At 56.5% G+C, this 17,423-nt stretch carries 25 protein-coding genes and 1 pseudogene; 13 read left to right on the top strand and 13 right to left on the bottom strand.

Annotation, left to right across the window (positions count from 1 at the left end; all coding sequences use genetic code 11):
• Positions 1 to 5: 5 nt before the first annotated feature.
• From SCT_RS03930 to SCT_RS03905, 6 genes are all read right to left on the bottom strand, one after another.
• A complete protein-coding gene (locus SCT_RS03930; RefSeq protein WP_059419283.1) occupies positions 6 to 308 on the bottom strand; it encodes a hypothetical protein in 303 nt (100 codons plus the stop codon).
• The gene (locus SCT_RS03925) at positions 305 to 1,264 is read right to left on the bottom strand and encodes a permease (protein WP_059419280.1); all 960 of its coding nucleotides are present in this window, start codon (positions 1,262 to 1,264) and stop codon (positions 305 to 307) included. The genes SCT_RS03930 and SCT_RS03925 overlap by 4 nt, the downstream gene beginning before the upstream one ends.
• 75 nt (positions 1,265 to 1,339) lie before the next feature.
• Positions 1,340 to 2,410: an ACR3 family arsenite efflux transporter gene (arsB, locus tag SCT_RS03920; protein WP_059419278.1), complete on the bottom strand. Its 1,071-nt coding sequence runs from the start codon at positions 2,408 to 2,410 to the stop codon at positions 1,340 to 1,342.
• Positions 2,411 to 2,414: 4 nt separating this feature from the next.
• Positions 2,415 to 2,924, bottom strand: a complete 510-nt coding sequence (locus SCT_RS03915) for an arsenate reductase ArsC (RefSeq protein WP_059419275.1) — start codon at positions 2,922 to 2,924, stop codon at positions 2,415 to 2,417.
• A 90-nt stretch (positions 2,925 to 3,014) separates the two neighbouring features.
• Positions 3,015 to 3,362 (bottom strand): metalloregulator ArsR/SmtB family transcription factor, encoded by a 348-nt coding sequence (locus SCT_RS03910; protein WP_059419273.1) that lies wholly within the window; start codon positions 3,360 to 3,362, stop codon positions 3,015 to 3,017.
• 69 nt (positions 3,363 to 3,431) lie between these two features.
• Entirely contained in the window at positions 3,432 to 3,647 is a 216-nt protein-coding gene (locus SCT_RS03905; protein WP_059419271.1) for a DUF3330 domain-containing protein, read from the bottom strand.
• 160 nt (positions 3,648 to 3,807) lie between these two features.
• On the opposite strand from SCT_RS03905, the gene SCT_RS03900 reads away from it, so the two are divergent.
• From SCT_RS03900 to SCT_RS03880, 5 genes are all read left to right on the top strand, one after another.
• Positions 3,808 to 4,263 carry a MarR family winged helix-turn-helix transcriptional regulator gene (locus SCT_RS03900; RefSeq protein WP_059419269.1) on the top strand — a complete coding sequence of 152 codons (456 nt, stop codon included), beginning with the start codon at positions 3,808 to 3,810 and terminating at the stop codon, positions 4,261 to 4,263.
• Entirely contained in the window at positions 4,260 to 4,814 is a 555-nt protein-coding gene (locus SCT_RS03895) for a cytochrome b (RefSeq protein ID WP_059419268.1), read from the top strand. The genes SCT_RS03900 and SCT_RS03895 overlap by 4 nt, the downstream gene beginning before the upstream one ends.
• Positions 4,811 to 5,356 carry a YceI family protein gene (locus SCT_RS03890; RefSeq protein WP_059419265.1) on the top strand — a complete coding sequence of 182 codons (546 nt, stop codon included), beginning with the start codon at positions 4,811 to 4,813 and terminating at the stop codon, positions 5,354 to 5,356. Before SCT_RS03895 ends, SCT_RS03890 begins: the two co-directional genes overlap by 4 nt.
• A gap of 26 nt (positions 5,357 to 5,382) precedes the next feature.
• The gene (locus SCT_RS03885) at positions 5,383 to 5,949 is read left to right on the top strand and encodes a YceI family protein (protein ID WP_059419264.1); all 567 of its coding nucleotides are present in this window, start codon (positions 5,383 to 5,385) and stop codon (positions 5,947 to 5,949) included.
• 79 nt (positions 5,950 to 6,028) lie between these two features.
• The gene (locus tag SCT_RS03880) at positions 6,029 to 6,274 is read left to right on the top strand and encodes a CDGSH iron-sulfur domain-containing protein (RefSeq protein ID WP_059419261.1); all 246 of its coding nucleotides are present in this window, start codon (positions 6,029 to 6,031) and stop codon (positions 6,272 to 6,274) included.
• Positions 6,275 to 6,337: 63 nt separating this feature from the next.
• Here SCT_RS03880 and SCT_RS03875 read toward each other — a convergent pair whose 3' ends face one another.
• The 5 genes from SCT_RS03875 to SCT_RS17285 all read right to left on the bottom strand — a co-directional run bounded on the left by SCT_RS03875 (position 6,338) and on the right by SCT_RS17285 (position 9,515).
• Positions 6,338 to 7,489 carry an NAD(P)/FAD-dependent oxidoreductase gene (locus SCT_RS03875; protein WP_059419259.1) on the bottom strand — a complete coding sequence of 384 codons (1,152 nt, stop codon included), beginning with the start codon at positions 7,487 to 7,489 and terminating at the stop codon, positions 6,338 to 6,340.
• Between the two features lie 2 nt (positions 7,490 to 7,491).
• Positions 7,492 to 7,656, bottom strand: coding sequence for a rubredoxin (locus SCT_RS03870; protein ID WP_009205170.1), 165 nt, complete (start codon positions 7,654 to 7,656; stop codon positions 7,492 to 7,494).
• Positions 7,657 to 7,726: 70 nt separating this feature from the next.
• Positions 7,727 to 8,197 (bottom strand): rubrerythrin family protein, encoded by a 471-nt coding sequence (locus tag SCT_RS03865; protein WP_059419258.1) that lies wholly within the window; start codon positions 8,195 to 8,197, stop codon positions 7,727 to 7,729.
• A 125-nt stretch (positions 8,198 to 8,322) separates the two neighbouring features.
• The gene (locus SCT_RS03860; protein WP_059419443.1) at positions 8,323 to 9,258 is read right to left on the bottom strand and encodes a hydrogen peroxide-inducible genes activator; all 936 of its coding nucleotides are present in this window, start codon (positions 9,256 to 9,258) and stop codon (positions 8,323 to 8,325) included.
• A gap of 83 nt (positions 9,259 to 9,341) precedes the next feature.
• Positions 9,342 to 9,515 carry a hypothetical protein gene (locus tag SCT_RS17285; protein ID WP_159107877.1) on the bottom strand — a complete coding sequence of 58 codons (174 nt, stop codon included), beginning with the start codon at positions 9,513 to 9,515 and terminating at the stop codon, positions 9,342 to 9,344.
• Positions 9,516 to 9,757: 242 nt separating this feature from the next.
• Between SCT_RS17285 and SCT_RS03855 the strand changes: the two genes are divergently transcribed.
• The 4 genes from SCT_RS03855 to SCT_RS03840 all read left to right on the top strand — a co-directional run bounded on the left by SCT_RS03855 (position 9,758) and on the right by SCT_RS03840 (position 12,564).
• Positions 9,758 to 10,423 (top strand): sensor histidine kinase, encoded by a 666-nt coding sequence (locus tag SCT_RS03855; protein WP_059419256.1) that lies wholly within the window; start codon positions 9,758 to 9,760, stop codon positions 10,421 to 10,423.
• A gap of 76 nt (positions 10,424 to 10,499) precedes the next feature.
• Positions 10,500 to 10,802 (top strand): hypothetical protein, encoded by a 303-nt coding sequence (locus tag SCT_RS03850; RefSeq protein ID WP_144408211.1) that lies wholly within the window; start codon positions 10,500 to 10,502, stop codon positions 10,800 to 10,802.
• Positions 10,778 to 11,035: a hypothetical protein gene (locus tag SCT_RS03845; protein ID WP_144408210.1), complete on the top strand. Its 258-nt coding sequence runs from the start codon at positions 10,778 to 10,780 to the stop codon at positions 11,033 to 11,035. The genes SCT_RS03850 and SCT_RS03845 overlap by 25 nt, the downstream gene beginning before the upstream one ends.
• A 176-nt stretch (positions 11,036 to 11,211) precedes the next feature.
• The gene (locus SCT_RS03840) at positions 11,212 to 12,564 is read left to right on the top strand and encodes a sigma-54 dependent transcriptional regulator (protein WP_059419248.1); all 1,353 of its coding nucleotides are present in this window, start codon (positions 11,212 to 11,214) and stop codon (positions 12,562 to 12,564) included.
• Positions 12,565 to 12,594: 30 nt separating this feature from the next.
• Here the strand turns inward: SCT_RS03840 and SCT_RS03835 are convergent, their stop codons facing one another.
• Complete coding sequence (locus SCT_RS03835; RefSeq protein ID WP_059419244.1) at positions 12,595 to 15,018, bottom strand: Lon protease family protein; 2,424 nt, start codon at positions 15,016 to 15,018, stop codon at positions 12,595 to 12,597.
• A gap of 209 nt (positions 15,019 to 15,227) precedes the next feature.
• On the opposite strand from SCT_RS03835, the gene SCT_RS17460 reads away from it, so the two are divergent.
• From SCT_RS17460 to SCT_RS03820, 4 genes and pseudogenes are all read left to right on the top strand, one after another.
• Complete coding sequence (locus SCT_RS17460; RefSeq protein ID WP_202812113.1) at positions 15,228 to 15,509, top strand: hypothetical protein; 282 nt, start codon at positions 15,228 to 15,230, stop codon at positions 15,507 to 15,509.
• Positions 15,510 to 15,515: 6 nt separating this feature from the next.
• Positions 15,516 to 15,743, top strand: coding sequence for an Hsp20/alpha crystallin family protein (locus SCT_RS17455; protein ID WP_202812112.1), 228 nt, complete (start codon positions 15,516 to 15,518; stop codon positions 15,741 to 15,743).
• Positions 15,744 to 15,821: 78 nt separating this feature from the next.
• Positions 15,822 to 16,315: pseudogene (locus tag SCT_RS17895) on the top strand (Hsp20/alpha crystallin family protein).
• Between the two features lie 190 nt (positions 16,316 to 16,505).
• Positions 16,506 to 17,093 (top strand): hypothetical protein, encoded by a 588-nt coding sequence (locus tag SCT_RS03820; protein ID WP_059419241.1) that lies wholly within the window; start codon positions 16,506 to 16,508, stop codon positions 17,091 to 17,093.
• A gap of 24 nt (positions 17,094 to 17,117) precedes the next feature.
• Here the strand turns inward: SCT_RS03820 and SCT_RS03815 are convergent, their stop codons facing one another.
• Positions 17,118 to 17,420: a chaperone modulator CbpM gene (locus SCT_RS03815; protein ID WP_059419239.1), complete on the bottom strand. Its 303-nt coding sequence runs from the start codon at positions 17,418 to 17,420 to the stop codon at positions 17,118 to 17,120.
• Positions 17,421 to 17,423: the final 3 nt, after the last annotated feature.

Below are 17,423 nucleotides of genomic sequence, written 5' to 3'. Positions count from 1 at the left end.
GCTCCTTAACAGCAGGATTTCCCACTCGGCGTCGGCGTGCAGCAAACACCCTCCGCAACGGGAATGGCGGACAACTTCGCTTTGGCGCCTTCCTTCCTGCACGCTTCGTCGAAGCTGGTGTCCAGCGAATCTCCCGCCTCGTCGCGGATGTGGCGGGAGATTTCGACCACCGCGTCGATCTGCTCCTGCGCCACGCCATACTGTTTCAGCTTATCCATCTGGCACAGCCCCTGTTTGGGGTGGTTGGCGGCAATGTTCGCCGCCAATGAGACCAGGGCCACGATGGATGGATGCAATTCCGTACTCATTTTAATACTCCTATCTGATTAAACAACATCCCGACAATCACGAAAGCGGTCGCGAGGTATCCGGCGAACAGCGCCAGCAGCGGCCATTTCACTACCTTGCGCAGGATCAGAATCTCCGGCAGTGACAGCGCCACCACGGCCATCATGAAAGCCAGCACCGTGCCCAGCGGTACGCCCTTGGCCAGCAGCACCTCAGCGACAGGGATGATGCCCACCGCGTCGGAATACAGCGGCACTCCGACCAGCACCGCGCCGATCACCGACAGCAGGCTGCCGCTGCCGGCGATGCCGACGATAAAATCCTTAGGCACGTAGCCGTGCATCAGAGAACCGATGCCGACGCCGATCAACACGAATTTCCAGATGCGGCCGACGATCTCTCGGACCTGTCCCATGGCGTATTCATGGCGCGCTTTCAGGGAGCGGTCTTCCTCTACCGAAGGCACCTGCCCCATGTGGATTTTCCAGACATATTCTTCCACCCACTTTTCCGGCTTGAAGCGCTCCAGCACGAAGCCGCCGACCAGCGCCACGGTCAAACCGGTAGCCACGTAAATCACGGTCATTTTCCAGCCGATGACGGAGGCCAGCACCACTACCGCCACCTCGTTCACCATCGGGCTGGCGATCAGGAAGGACAAAGTCACCCCGAGCGGAATACCGGCCTCGACGAAGCCGATGAACAGCGGCACTGAGGAGCAGGAGCAGAACGGCGTCACCGCACCCAGCCCCACCGCCATGAAGCGGCTGGTGACGTTGCCCCGGTTGCGGATGAATTCGCGCACGGTTTCGGGCTTGAGCAAGGCGCGCAGCAGACCCATCAGGTAAATGACCAGCGTCAGCAAAAACAGGATCTTGGTCACGTCCATCACGAAGAAATGGGCAGCGTCGCCGAAGGGGGTGTCCTTCAGCGCCGCCAAATCGTAGACCAGCCAGTCAGCCAAAGCTTCAAACATGCTTGCCTCCACCGCAACAGTCGCTGCCAGCACCCTCCTGCTGCACAGGCGGACAGGGCAAGGTCGACAGGAGAATCATGATTGCGCTCCCCTTTCGTACCAGGTTTTGGAACCATTCACGATGCGCACCACCGACAGCATCACAGGCACTTCAATCAGCACCCCCACCACTGTAGCCAGTGCTGCGCCCGACTCGAAACCGTAAATAGATATCGCTGCCGCCACCGCCAGCTCGAAAAAATTGCTGGCGCCGATCAGCGCCGAGGGGCCAGCCACGCTATGGACCTCCCCCACGGTTCGGTTGAGCCAGTAGGCGAGCATGGAATTGAAATACACCTGGATCAGAATCGGTACTGCCAGCAGCAGAATGATCAGAGGCTGAGCGAGAATGGCCTTGCCCTGGAAGGCGAACAACAGTACCAGGGTTGCGAGAAGAGCCAAGATACCAACCGGGTGGAGTCGGGCAAGAACAATGTCCAGCGCACCTCTGGCGAGCAGCACCCGGCGCAGGGCTTGGGCAATAGCCAGCGGAATGACGATATACATCACCACCGACAGCAACAGGGTATCCCACGGCACCGTGATGGAAGCGACGCCCAGCAACAGTCCGACAAGGGGCGCGAAAGCGAACACCATGATGGTATCGTTGAGGGCTACTTGGGACAGGGTAAACAGCGGGTCGCCCTTGGACAGGCTGCTCCACACGAAGACCATGGCCGTGCAGGGGGCAGCGGCCAGCAGGATCAACCCGGCGATGTAGCTGTCGATCTGCTCAGCCGGCAGCCAGGTGGCAAAGGCTACACGAATGAACAACCAGGCCAGCAGTGCCATGGAAAATGGCTTCACGCCCCAGTTGATGAACAAGGTGACCCCGATGCCGCGCCAGTGCTTCTTGACCTGATTCAGCGCCGAGAAATCGATCTTCATCAGCATCGGGATGATCATCAGCCAGATCAGCAGACCCACCGGCAAGTTGACCTGTGCCACTTCCAGCTTGCCCAGAATTTGAACTGGTGCGGGCGCAAGCTGCCCCAGCGCAATGCCCGCCACGATGGACAGAAACACCCACAGAGTCAGCCAGCGCTCGAAAAAACCCAGTTCCGCACCAGCGGCTTTCCTGGCCGTGATTTCGCATTGAGCGCTCATGCGATCACTCCCCTTGTTCGCGCAGACGTCCGATGTCCTCGATGTTGCTCTTCAACGTCAGATTGTCCAGCTTTTCCATCGGCAAGCTGACGAAAATGGAGAGGCGACGATTGAGCTGCGTAAGTGCGCGGGAAAATGCCTCGCGCTTGTCTTCGTCGCTGCCTTCGACGGCAGCCGGGTCTTCGATACCCCAGTGGGCGGTCATCGGCTGGCCTGGCCAGGCGGGGCAAGCTTCGCCGGCGGCGTTGTCGCACACAGTAAAAACGAAATCGAATTCCGCTGCGCCGGGCGCAGCGAATTCATCCCATGACTTGCTGCGCAATTCGACAACCGGCAACTTGCTCTTTTGCAATAGCTCGACGGCTAACGGATTGACCTTGCCTGCCGGATAGCTGCCGGCGCTAAAGGCGCGGAAGCGGCCTTTGCCAAGATGGTTGAGAAGCGCTTCGGCAAGAATCGAGCGCGCCGAATTGCCGGTGCAAAGGAAAAGCACATTGTATGTTTTATCGCCCATGGCGTTATATCTCCAAAAATAACGGGATCGTCATAGTATTCATGCGTCGTTACATATATATGACAAAACGGATGAATAATTACAAAAAATTCAGGCGCAGCAGCGCACTGGGCGATTGGGCATCTCTTTCAGGCGCTTGCGGTCGGCCTGAAAAATCGCCAACGCAGCGCAGCCCTGTCCCATCTGGTCGAGTATCCTGTAAGCCCACGCGGGCAACAGGGAGTGGATGCGGTAATAGATCCACAACCCTTCCCGGCGTACCGACAGCACCCCGCTCTCGCGCATCACCGCCAAGTGCCTCGACACCTTGGGCTGGGGTAAATCGAGGGCGTAACAAAGCTCGCACACACACAATTCGTCATCACCCACCAGCAGCGCCAGAAGGCGGCGGCGGGTTTCGTCGGAAAGCGCATCGAAAAAATCATTGGTGTTTATCATTTGGCGACTATATACGCCAATACAGATATAGTCAACCGGTTCTTGGCCTTCCGGTTGGTTTTTCCTAAATTAGACCGAAGGCTGGGAATCCTTCGCGGGATGGTTCCGCTTCCATGTTTCCATGCATCCCAAGCCGCAGAAGTGCGCGGTGTAATCAGCGCCTTCGAAAGTCTGCGCCGCACTTTGCGGAATTTCGGCCTTGCAGAGATCACAGATCAAGGGAACACATACATCGTCATCAGAGCAAGAGCCAATGGTCGCACCGGTATGGGCTTTGGATTGCATGATTCACCTCCTTATCTTCTTACTTGTAAAACATAGACTCCCGTAATTCAGAAAAATTCAATCCGTGTTGCCACCCATGATGGATCGGAACTACAAATATACGCTTGACAATGGTTCTAATTAGAACAACAATAGTCCTAACTAGAACTTTATCTCAATCATGACTACCACCTCATTCCTGCCCACCCTGCGCGAGTTGACCAGCGCCTACCAAGCCTTCGAAACCTATTCGGCAGTGCATATCCGCACCCTCGACCTGACTCCGGCCCAGTTCGACATCATCGCCACGCTCGGCAATACGCCGGGCATGCCGTTCAAGGAGCTGGGCGAAAAAACGCTGATCACCAAGGGGACACTCACCGGCGTGGTCGATCGTCTGACCGATAAACAATTGGTGCAGCGCGTGGCTTCACCTAGTGATGGCCGCAGTCAGACCGTGCAACTGACCCCGCAGGGCGTAGCCCTGTTCGAGCGCATCTTCCCCGATCACCTGGCTCATTTGCAGCGCGCTTTCGTCGAACTCCCGCCGGATGAACTGGTCAATCTGGAGAAGTCACTGCGTCACCTGCGCGAAGCGCTGGTCAGCGCACGCAACAACATAAAGGCAACATCATGACAACCTCTGCACGTTACACCTTTACCGCCATTCGCCTGCACTGGCTGATCGCTTTCCTGATTTTCGCCGCCTTCCCGCTCGGCCTATATATGAGCGACCTGGAACTATCGCCGCTCAAACTCCAATTGATCAGCTACCACAAATGGCTGGGCGTCACCATTTTCCTGCTCACTGTGGCACGCCTGGCATGGCGTGCGAAACACACGCCACCGCCATTACCAGAGGCCATGCTCGCCTGGCAACGAACCGCCACGCACTCAGTGCACCACTTGCTGTATCTGCTGATCATCGCAATTCCACTCAGCGGATGGCTGATGAGTTCGGCCAAGGGTTTCCAGACCGTGTATTTCGGCGTGCTGCCGCTGCCCGATCTGATCGGCAAGGACAAGGCGCTGGGAGACATTCTCAAGGAAGTGCATGAACTGCTGAACTACGGGATGCTGGGGCTGGTTATCGCCCACGTCGGCGCCGCGCTCAAGCACCATTTCATCGACCGCGACGGCATCCTCGCCCGAATGCTGCCTTTCCTCGACAAGGAAAACCGCCCATGATCCGTCTGCTCGCCATCCTGAGCTTGCTTTCTTCGAGTTTCGCCTACGGCGCCGAACTGAGCGCCGTGCAGCTCAACAAAAGCACCATCGCTTTCGTTTCCAGGCAGATGAACGTGCCGGTCGAAGGAATTTTCAAACAATTCAGCGCGCAAATCAGCATCGACCCGACCAAGCCGGAAGCCGGTCGCGCCCGGATCGAGATCGACTTGGCCAGCATCGACGCCGGCAGCACTGATGCGAACGACGAGGTCAAAGGCAAAAGCTGGTTCAACACCCGCGAATTTCCCAAAGCGAGCTTTGCCTCCAGCGAGGTAAAGGCGCTCGGCAGCGGCCGCTTCGAAGCTTTGGGCAAAATGACCATCAAGGGAAAAACCCTGGAGTCCCGTGCACCTTTTACCCTCAAACAAGAAAAAGGCGTCCTGATCCTGGACGGAACCTTTCCGCTGAAACGCCTCGACTTCGGCATCGGCTCCGGCCTGTGGAGCGACACTTCAGTGGTCGCCGACGAAGTCCAGGTCAAGTTTCATTTTGTCTTGAAGTAGTTCCCACCCTCAACAGGAGAAACACCATGAAAAAACTCGCTATTCTCGCCGTTGCCGCTTCCATGTCATCCGCCGCATTCGCTGCGACGGAAACCTATGTCATCGACGGCACGCATACCTTCCCTCGTTTCGAATACAACCATTTCGGCTACTCCAACCAGGTCAGTCGCTTCGATAAAACAAGCGGTAAGATCACCCTGGACCGTGCTGCCAAGACTGGCTCTGTCGATGTGGTGATCGATGCCAAATCCGTGGACACCGGATACGCACTCTTCAATGAGCACATCCAGGGGGAGGATTACTTTTATACCGCAAAGTACCCAACCATTACCTTCAAGTCCAGCAGCATGAAATTCGATGGCGATAAACTGGTCGCCGTGAATGGCGACCTGACCATCAAGGGCGTAACCAAGCCGGTGACACTCACAGTGACATCCTTCCACTGCATGCCCCACCCCATGCTCAAGAGAGAGGCCTGCGGCGCCAATGCCACCACCAAAATCAAGCGTTCCGAATTCAACGCCGGTAAAAACGCCCCCTACGTGAGCGACGAAGTGACCCTGACCATCCCTGTCGAGGCCGTCAAGGAATAGTGGCGGACAAAAACTTGCTTCCCGCTCGCAGTTCGCGTAATTTCAGTTCAGTAGTCAAAATTTTTTAAAAGGAGCTTTCATGTCAGACAAGCAACCCGTTATCGCCCAGAAATCCCCCTTTGCCGTGGAAGTGGAAGCCGGCAAGAGTTACTGGTGGTGTTCCTGCGGCAAAAGCGCGACCCAGCCTTTTTGCGATGGCAGCCACAAGGGCAGCGATTTCGCCCCTGTTGAACACAAGGCGGAAAAAGCGGGCACGGTTTACTTTTGCGGCTGCAAGCACAGCGCCAGCGGCGTAACCTGCGACGGCAGCCACCAGAAGCTCTGATTCCATCAGGTGTAAAAAAACCCGAGGGATGATCACCTCGGGTTTTTTTACGCCTGGAGAATGCTATTCCATCACTGGTGGCAACTGCGCAGCGAGTGCGTTCTTTTCCGCCGTTACGGTGCCCAGCAGCGCAAAACCGAGCAGCTTTCCTTCCGCACTATGGAACAATGCCCTGATGCCATCCTCCAGTTCCTCGACTTGCCACTCGCCCTGTGCGCCCATATCCGGCGGCGACACTACGGCCGGGCAGGCCGGGGTCTTCACCACCACCGGCATGGCCGGGTAGCGCACCTGGGTAGCGTTGCCGGCCAGGGTAGGTGCCAAGGCACGCGCCGCCTGCATGATGGGCATGACGAAAGGCAGCACCCTGCCCTCCACTTCCGCGCAGTCACCCAGGGCGTAGACATTCTCGTCACTCGTCTGCAACGAAACATTCACCACAATGCCGCGATTGACCTTGATCCCCGCCGCTTCTGCCAGCGTATTCCGCGGCCGCAGCCCGACCGCCGACAACACCACGTCAGCTGCTATGGTTTCGCCGTTGGCCAGCATCATACTGAATCCTTCCCCGGCGCGCTCCACCTGCTGGGTGGTTGTGCCGAGATGGAAGACAACCCCCGCCGCTTCAAGCTTGCGCTGTATGAATGCCGCGGATGCCGGCGGCAACAAACGTCCCAGCGGCTGCGGGGCAAGGTCGATGACATGCACGTTATAACCTGCCCCGACGAGGTCATTGGCAAACTCGCAGCCGATCAGCCCGGCACCGAGTATGGCGATGTTCTTCTTCCCCTCGATGGCCTCGCGAAAGCGTCGGTAGTCGGCATGATCGTTAACCGACAACACCGCATCCGCCCCATCGCCCTGCAGTGGCAGACGGATAGGATCGGCGCCCATGGCCAGTACCAGCTTGCTGTAGGGCACGGTTTCGCCATTCACCACCACCTGCTTCAGCGTGACATCAATAGCCGTAACTTTGACGTGCGCACGGATATCCAGCTTGAGTTCCTCCGCCATCTGAACGGAACTTTTGCCGAGCAACGCATCGGCATCCTTCTTCTGGGCAAACGCATTGGAGAGCATGGGTTTGGAGTAGAACCCGCCGTGATCCGAGGAAAGCATCACGAGGGGGGCTTCGCCGTCCAGCTTGCGGAACTCGCGAGCCACAGTATAGCCCGCAAGCCCGCTGCCGATGATAACCACGGGCGGCCGGTTCATGATCAGATCTCCACCATCTCGAAGTCTGCCTTGGCTACGCCGCACTCAGGGCAGGCCCAGCTCTCCGGCACATCGGCCCAGCGCGTGCCGGCAGGAATGCCTTCCTTGGGATCACCCGCGGTTTCGTCGTAAACATAGCCACATACGATACATTTCCATACTTTCATTTTCAGCTCCTTAAAATAGTCATTAAATAATCAGGTTATTTTGCTACGCTGGCTTTTTCGCTACGCCAGCTTATTTCACTTCAATCTTGGCCAACGTATCGCGGTAGTGGTTGGCGTGCTTCTCTTCCACCTTGGCCAATGCCGCAAAGCGCTTGGCGGCTTTCTCCAGAGTGACCCTGAACTGGTGGGCATGCTCCCTGGATTCGGCGATCTGCTCGTCGATTTCCGCCACGGCAGCCTGGTTGCCTTCTTCCACCGCGGTATGGCGGAAGGAAGGGTACATTTCGGTGTATTCGTGAGTCTCGCCGGCAATCGCCATTTCCAGGCACTTGGCGGGCGTCATGGACCCTGCCGGGTAGAGCAGGTCAAGATGGCCCAAGGCATGCTGCACTTCCTGGGCGGCAGTTTCCTCGAACACCCTGGCGGTCTCTACATCGCCTGCAGCGCGGCAGACTTTTGCAAAGAACATGTACTTGGTGTGAGCCATCGATTCGCCGGCAAAGGCGGCTTCAATATTCTGGATCGTGGTTGGCGCTTGCATCTGGATTCTCCTTTAAGGTTTTAGTCATCGTGTGTTGAGTGCACGATTCGCATGGTAGAGAAACCCGATACATAGGTCTAATTGATTGTTACGATACAAGCGATAGGGAATAGCTATGAGATAATTTACGACTCCATAGCGGCCTCGTCCAGCTTGCCCACACCCGGCAGATTGCAGGCCAAAATCGCCTGATACACCGTCTCCACCGCCTGTGGGCGAGGAAAACTCTTGCGCCACGCCAGTGCCACGCGGCGACTGGGAACAGGGGGAGCAAACGGGCGCACGGCAAGAAGACTGTTATGCTCGGGAATAGAATCCGCCGAGGTCGAAGGCAGCACAGTAATGCCCACCCCGGAAGCCACCATGTAGCGGATGGTTTCCAGAGAGCTGCCCTCCAGCGTCTTCTGGATGTTGTTGCTGCCGCGGTTGAGCATCGGGCAGGCCTGCAACACCTGGTCGCGAAAGCAGTTGCCGCTAGTCAGGAGCAGCACGTCCTCCTGATCCACCCAAGCGGCGGAAATTTCCTTGCTTTTCAGCCAGGCATGCCCGCTCGGCAGAACGATACGAAACGGCTCGTCGTACACCGCCTGGGTGACAATACCGGTTTCAGAAAAAGGTAGCGACAACACCACCAGATCCAGTTCACCGCGCCTGAGAAGATCAGCCAGTTTGAGCGTGTAATTTTCCTGGATCAGCAACGGCATCCTGGGCGCCCGTTCACGCAGGATCGGAATCAGGCCCGGCAGGAGATAAGGCCCGATGGTGTAAATGGCGCCCAGACGCAGCGGCCCAACCAACTGGTCCTTGCTCTGCGAAGCGACGCGCTTGACCCCCTCCGCCTCCTCCAGCACGCGATGGGCCTGGGCCACGACCTGCTCGCCGAGAGTTGTCAACGACACCTCGCTCGCGCCGCGTTCGAACAAAGTCACCCCAAGCTCCTCTTCCAGCTTGCGCACCGCCACGCTCAAGGTCGGCTGACTAACGAAGCAGGCTTCAGCCGCACGGCCGAAGTGCCGCTCACGAGCGACGGCAACGATATATTTGAGTTCAGTAAGGGTCATGTCGGCATTTAGGGCAAGCACAAGCCCGCTTAAAATCTCTACGATAGCCAGTTTCCAGAGCCGCTGTCCACCCATTTCAAGACTCATTGCCAACCTCTGACAAAATTGTGCAAAATAATGGGTTCCAGATTTTCCAGTTGCTGGCGGATGGCCATTCGATCGCCAAAATCTTCTACATCAGCTAAAAAAACTGCCGGGCCCCAGCATACCAATATCATGAAAAATCCGGGCATCCGGAATACCGTCCAGCGTGGCATTACCCAAGCCTGACTGAGTGCCGAGTCCCCGAGTGGATACTCAGCATTCCCCGCTAGATAAATACATTACGCCAACTAGGCATTTTTTTTAGTACAAATTAAGCGGAGTGCCTATATATTTACCTACGTTTGTTCTACTACATTTACATAGTAGTTCCATCACCGCATACCGCGCCAATGCCTCATGTAGGCGGATACCCTGCCATCCCAATGCATTTAACCTGTATTACGGAGATTACAGCATGCAAGTGCATGAAATTCCACAATGCAACCCGGATGATACGATGAGTTTGCGTGATACCGTGGTGAAGGAAGTTCATCATCGCATCAAAAATCATCTTCAGGGCGTAGCCGGGTTATTGCGCCAGCGTGCCGACGAACATCCTGAAATACGATCCATCATGGATACAGCCATCACACAAATGCAAGCTTTGGCCTCTATCCACGGATTGCAGGGCAATCCAGCGGGCAACGGGGTCAACTTGTGCGACATGGTAACCAGCATCGCCAGCGCCGTGGGCGATCTGACCAACGCACAAATCGTTCCCAGCATCATGGCGGATTCAGCCATGCCTGCGCAGATATCGGTAAGCGAAGCAGTAGCTATCGCCCTGATCCTGAACGAGCTGATCACGAACGCAATCAAGCATTCTCCTGTCAGGAAAGATAGCAGAAAAATTATCCGGATTGGCGTAACGAGCGCCCGCAAGGCCGCCCAAATCAGAGTTTTCAACCTGGGAAAACTGCCTATCGGTTTCAATTTCGAGCGCAGCAAGGAAACCGGCAATGGTCTCAGCATGGTCCACTCCTTGCTACCCCAGGAAGGCGCCATCCTGAGGATCATGGCCACCCACGGTGGCGTAGAAACGGTGATGGACCTGTCTCCGCCGATTGTAGTGTTGCAATGATTGCTGAAGGGAGCATGACCGATGCATTCGTCCGCGCATGGGGCAGGTTCCATCCACAGGGGAGGTAACGACGGTGATGCAATTTGGAGAAAAGCACTTGGCCGCCGGCCGAGGCACACAACTCGACAACCACGGCATTCCGGCCAAGGAGTCAAATGACATGAAATGTGTACGTGAATCGCTGCTGGAAACCGGCCTCCAGCCGGAGAAGATTGAATTCGGCACAGGAACTAACCACGGATTCGGCGCGGGAGTAAATGACTGGCTGGGAGCTGAAGCCTGTATCGATCCACTACTCTATCCAACCGTGCAAGAGCTTAATGAAAAAATTATTAAATCGAGGAGATTCAGACCATGTCAGACACCCAATACCCATTGAACATTAAATTGGAACGCGTCTCCGACTTGACACACGCTATCGCCAACTTCCTTGAATGGGCCGAAAAGCAGAAAGGGCTGAGACTGTGCGAGGCATACAAACCGCAGTATTCATGGTTTGTCCCTATCCATACCAGCAAAGAACAACTCCTTCTGGAGTTTTTCGACATCAATCCGGCAGAGCTGGAAATAGAGAAAAAACAAATGACCGATGAATACATAAAGTTGGCATAAGCAAGTAAAAATACGGAAAAAACAGTTATCATCTAATCGCGAATACTCAACGTGCTTGCATAACCGGATGAGCATGCAAGGTACCTGGATCAGATTGGTTTCCGTCACTCTCATATGTGCTTTGAATGGCATGGGGTTGGCTTGTTTGTGGCAAATTGCAGATTAGGGATGAAAAAATGGACACCCGGAACTTGCTCTATCTCAAACCACCTAATACACCAGCCGTACTGCTATCGGACGTCCGGGCGGCGGGATGGGATGCGCAGGTTGCCGAAAACCCGAACGAAGCCAGGGCCAAGATCAATTCCGAACGCTATCATGTCGGTCTGGCGCTTTTTGACTCAAAAAACTATATTGATTTCACCGGCGAGAACCTGACTTCAATGGGCGGATCAATGAAATGGATCGCCCTGTTGCACCCCTCACAAATGCAAAACGAGCATATCAGCCAGATGATCCAGGAGAACTTTTACGACTACCATACCCTTCCCGCCGACAGTAAACGCCTGCTGCCAATTTTGGGCCACGCTTACGGAATGGCAAGCATTCCGTACAAGCCATTGATCCAGCAAGGCGACGCACACCCCGGCGAGGACGAAATGGTTGGCACCAGCCCCGCCATGCTGGCGCTATTCTCCAATCTGCGCAAGATCGCAAGCGTTGATGCCCCCGTGCTCATCATCGGAGAAAGAGGCACTGGAAAGGAACTTGGCGCCAAGGCCATCCACGAACGATCCAGCCGGTCTGGCGGCCCATTCGTGGCGGCAAACTGCAGCACGCTGCCGCCTGCCCTGATTCAGTCGGAACTGTTTGGCTACGAAAAAAGCGCCTTCACCGGGGCTGCCCAGCGCCAGATCGGACGCATTGAAGCTGCCGCCGGCGGCACGATCTTTCTCGACGAAATCGGCGACCTGCCCATGGACATGCAGATTAATCTGCTGCGATTTTTGCAGGAGAAAACCATTGAGCGCGTTGGCGGTACCAAGCACATCAATGTGGATACCCGCGTCATTGCAGCGACCCATGTGGATCTGGAAACGGCCGTAAAGGAAGGGCGATTCCGCGAAGACCTCTACTACAGGCTACATGTGCTCGACCTGAAAATGCCGGCCCTGCGTGACCGCAACGAAGATATTGAGCTACTAGCCCGGTTCTTTTTCAAGAAATTTACCACCGAAAAGCACAAGAATGTCCGGGGATTCACCCAAGAGGCAATACGGATAATGAGTAACCACGACTGGCCCGGCAATGTGCGCGAGTTGATCAACCGCATCCGGCGTGCCATGGTCATGTGCGAAAATGGCCTGATCACGCCAGCAGACCTTGGCCTTGAGCGGAGGACTTCCGGAAGGTATATGCAGACCCTGGCCGAGGTGCGATCGACTGCCGAACGCGCAGCCATACAAACCGCGCTACGGCGTACTCACAATAATGTTTCCAAGGCGGCGCAGGAACTCGGTGTATCCAGGGTGACGCTGTACCGCCTGATGGAAAAATGCAGCTTGCATAATGCTCGTGGAACAATTTGAATGCTGCCATACGGTGAAAATCGAAGACGGCTAATCCCCTTCCTTCTTCTTTCTCACCGTTCTTTTAGCCTGCCGGGCAAACGACTTTCTGATTTCAGACAATTCCGCCAGCCTCGCCGCGACCCGCCGATTGACGCTGCCCTCCGGATATTTTCCGGAGGCATCGGTGTCCCCAGCCGGCACACCGGTCAGGAGGGCTATCGCCTGATCGACATTTTCCACGGCATAAATCCGGAACTGGCCCTGCTCGGCGGCCTCCACTACGTCCCGGCGCAGCATCAAATGTTTGACGTTGGCGGCGGGGATCAGCACTCCCTGCTCGCCGGTCAACTCACGTGCCGCGCAGATATCGAAGAAGCCCTCGATTTTTTCGTTGACCGCGCCGATCGCCTGCACCTGTCCGAACTGGTTCACCGATCCGGTTACCGCCAGAGACTGTCTGATCGGCGCATCCGCCAGATTGGATAACAACGCGCACAGTTCCGCCAGAGAGGCGCTGTCGCCCTCGACAAAGCCATAGGACTGCTCGAACGCCAGACTGGCGGAAAACGCCAGCGGCTGGTTTCTGGCGTAGCGCGCGGCGAGAAACGAAGACAGGATCAGCACCCCCTTGGAGTGAATGGCGCCGGAGAGCTTCACCTCGCGCTCGATATTAATCATCTCCCCGTCGCCTAACCGGGTGGTGGCGGTGATCCGGGTCGGCTGGGCAAAGGCGAACTCGCCCAGTTCGATCACGGAAAGCCCGTTCACCTGCCCCGCCGTCTCGCCCTCGGTGGCGATCATCAGGGTGCCGCGCAGAATCTCCTCGTACAGCCTCGCCCTCAGCCGATCCAGCCGGTGGATGTGGGTGTCGATCGCCTGTTGCACGGCGGCGGCGTCCACCACTTCATGGCCCGCCTCGCGCGACCAGTAATCGGCCTCGAGCAGCAGGTCGGCCACGCTGCGCATGTGGGCGGAAAGCCTTTGCGCATCACCAGCCAGGCGCGCACTTTGCTCGATCACCCGCGCCACCGCACCCCGGTCGAACGGCTGTAATCCCTCCTTGCGAGTCAGCGTGGAAATCAGCCTGGCATACAGCAGATGGGTGTCGGCGCTGCGCTCGATGCGATCCTCGAAATCTGCCGCCACCTTGAACAGCTCGTCGAATTCCGGGTCGTATTCTTGCAGCAGGTAATAGAACAGGCGGTCGCCGAACAGAACCACCTTGGTGTCCAGCGGGATCGGCTCGGGCTCCAGCGAAACGGTGCTGACCAGGCTGTACATCTGGCCCAGCGATTCGATGCGGATCTCGCGCGATTGCAACGCACGCTTCAGAGCCTCCCAGGCAAAAGGCTGCACCAGCACCTTGCGCACGTCCAGCAGCAAATAGCCGCCGTTCGCCCGGTGCAGCACGCCCGGCTTGATCAGGGTGAAATCAGTCACTAGCGCGCCGAGCTGGGCGATATGCTCTACCCGCCCCACCAGGTTGCTGTAGGTCGGGTTATCCTCGCTGACGATCGGCGCACCGGGCGTTGCGTCGTGCATCACCAGCGCATTCACCTGGTAGCGATGGAAGGTCTGGTGCGTCGTCACGGTCATGCCGGCAAAGCTGGCGGATTCCTCCTGCTTGCGGAAATCGTCCGCGTTCTCGACCATGTCCTGCTGCACCAGGTCGAGGTATTTCAACACCTCGGGCAGGTCGGCGTAGGCTTCCCTCAACTCGTTCACCCGGTGAACAACGACTGACAAAGTGGTTTCGCGGTTGAGCTGCTTGACCTGTTCTTGCCGTTCCTTCCGCCACTGCGGCATCTGGCGCAGGATCTTCTCCAGCCTTTCCTGCAGCACGGCGATCGCAGCTTCCACCCGCTGCTTTTCTTCGTCCGGCAGCTTCTCGTATTCGTCGGGGGGAATCACCTCATGGTTGCGGGTAGGGGCGAAGGCGAATCCGTCAGGGGTGCGCAACAGCGCGATTTCCTGCTTCTCGGCTTCATCACCTACCTCCTTGAATGCCTGCTCCCGCCGTTTGTTGAACGCTTCCTGGATCGCCTCGGTCCTGGCGCGGTATTCGTCGCTCTCGAATATGGCGGGGATCGCAGTCCGCAAATCTTCCACCAGTTGCGCCATGTGGCGGTGCAGTTCGACGCCCTTGCCGGGCGGCAGCCTGAGCGCCTGAGGCTGGTGCGGCTGGGCGAAGTTGTTGATATAGCACCAGTCGGAGGGCTGACGCTCGTCCCGCGCCCGCCGTTCGAGAACCTGCTGCACCATGCTGCGCTTGCCCATGCCGGCGGGGCCGAGCACGAAAAGGTTATAGCCCTCGCGGCGGATGCCGGCACCGAAGCGCACCGCGTCCATGGCACGCATCTGGCCGATGATTTCGGCCAGGTCTTCCAGTTCGGCCGTGGTCTGGAATTCGAACTGTTCGGGATCGCAGGTTTGATAAAGCTGGTTGGGTTGCAGCGGGGAAAGGGTGGGCATTTTTTATCTTTCTTGAGAAGACGACACGCTCTTGTTTTTATTATAGGGCACCTCCAAAAATTTCGCCTCTGCTTGCCACCTGTGAAAGGCTCCAGTCTCGTCACGCATTGCCAGCTTGAAATCCCCCCCCCCGCTCCTATAGTTAATTAATACCTTAAAACAATTGGGTATTTAAGTGAACTAATTGATACATCATGAGGGGAATAATCATGGCAAACGAAACAAAAACCGAAGTCGCCGCAACCCAAAAAGGAAGCTCATTGCAGAAGATTTCACCGATGCACGCCATAAGCCCATTCGAGGAAATGGAACGCATGATGGAGACATTTTTCCCACATGGCTGGATGCGGCCATTCCTTTGGGAGCGGCCTCTCATGAGCGAGCCGGCGCTGCCATTCGAAGGCAAGCTGCCACGCGTCGATGTTATCGACCGCGACGAGGAAGTTCTGGTGCGCGCCGAGGTGCCCGGAGTGAACAAGAAGGACCTGTAAATATCGGTGAGCGAAAACACCGTGACCATCAATGGCAAGACCAGTCACGAAGAAAAAGAAGAAAAGGACAACTATTACCGATGCGAGGTTTCGCGCGGCGCCTTTACCCGCACCGTGGTACTGCCGGCCGACGTGGACGCGGACAAAGCCAAAACCACGTTCAAGGATGGCATATTGGAGCTGACCCTGCCCAAAGTGACGAAATCGAAACGGCACACCATCAAGCTGGAATGATCTTCGCCCTTCCCACCTTTCTCTTTGCGAGAAGGGTGGACAACGAACCGCCGAATTCCGGATAGAAGGATACGAGTCATGCAAGTAATTGACGAATTGAAAGAAGATCTGGGTGAAATATTGGAATCCATGGCCGAAGGCTGGAGGCACATGCGCCAACGGGCTGCTGGTGCGCTGACCCGCTTCCGCCCCGGCGAAAAGTACCCGGCGCCATCCGCTGGTATGGCCTTGCCATCTACCGGCTGGGCTCTGCTTGCCGGGGACGTGTTCGAGGACGATCAGAAACTGAGCGTGCGCCTGGAAATACCGGGCATGGAAAAAGAAGACCTGACCATCGAAGTCAACGACGACAGCTTGATCGTTCACGGCGAGAAGCGCTTCGAGCAGGAATCTGAGGAAGGGCGATATCGCGTCCTGCAGTGCGCCTATGGCCGCTTCGACGGGTTATTCCCTTACCGGCACCTGTATTGTCCGATCAGGCCCAGGCCAGCTACAAGAATGGCGTACTGAAGATCGACCTGCCCAAGGCACATCCGGGCAAGTCAAGCCGGGTCGAAATCAAAATCGCCTGAACGCTGCTCGCCGCCAAGCTGAATAATCGGCCTGAAAGCCGCTCCAGTGCTTGATCTACGATAGACTATTTTCTGAATACGGGAAGGCTTGACCGATAATCGCTTTTACTCCATGCTCTCCGCGTACTCCGTGTTCAACGGCTTCTTGCAGGCCAAATGCCGAACGCTATAAATCAAATAAAGGCATGCCATGAATGATCGAATTCGCCATTTGCTTGCCCAGATGACCGCCATTGAAGATGAACTGCGCGTCGCGCTCCTCGAGCAGGAAAGCAATGTGCTATACCAGATCAAGGGAAAGCGCATCGAATTCGAACAGTCCATCAAGCAAGCGCACAGCCGGCTCAAAAAAGGATTTTTTCACTGGCTGGTGACCAACCGTCCGCAAAACCTGATCACCGGACCGATCATCTACGGCATGATTATCCCGCTGGCCATTCTCGACCTGTTCGTCAGCTTCTATCAGGTGACCTGTTTTCCGATTTACGGCATTGCGAAGGTGCGCCGTGCCGAATATATCGTGTTCGATCGGCAACAACTCGAATACCTCAATTTCATCGAAAAATTCCACTGTACTTACTGTGCCTATGGAAGTGGTCTCATTGCCTATGCCTATGCGATTGTGGCCAAAACCGAGGAGTACTTTTGCCCGATCAAGCATGCGCGCAAAATACTCGGCACCCATTCGGGTTATCCCCGTTTTCTGGATTATGGGGAAGCTGCGGACTATGAGGCCAAGCTCGAGGAATTCCGCACCAGGCTCGCCAAGATAGAATAGACAGAGACGCCATACCATGCGGGCTCATTCGATCCCCGCACGACGCAACTGCCCTTTGAGGCGATCGATCTCGTCAAGCAGTTCGATGATCACGGCTGCGGCATCCAGATCCGCCCCCAGATCGCGCTGCAATCGCTGAAAACGGCGGGCACGTGTGAGTTCCTGTCCGCCGAAACGCCACCCCTCCGGGTCGCCGCCTGCCGGATGCAGAACCTCTTCAGCCACCAGCTCCAGCACCCACGTTGCGTCGGTGCCGCAGGCGCAGGCGAATTCGGCCAGGGTAAGGCCGGTCTCGTCCACCACCACGCCGGTCAGTATTTCATCCATGTT

It is taken from the genome of Sulfuricella sp. T08 (assembly GCF_000971475.1).
Lineage (GTDB): Bacteria > Pseudomonadota > Gammaproteobacteria > Burkholderiales > Sulfuricellaceae > Sulfuricella.
The sequence above is the reverse complement of the archived record's forward strand: the minus strand, read 5'-3'. Positions and strand labels throughout refer to the sequence as shown.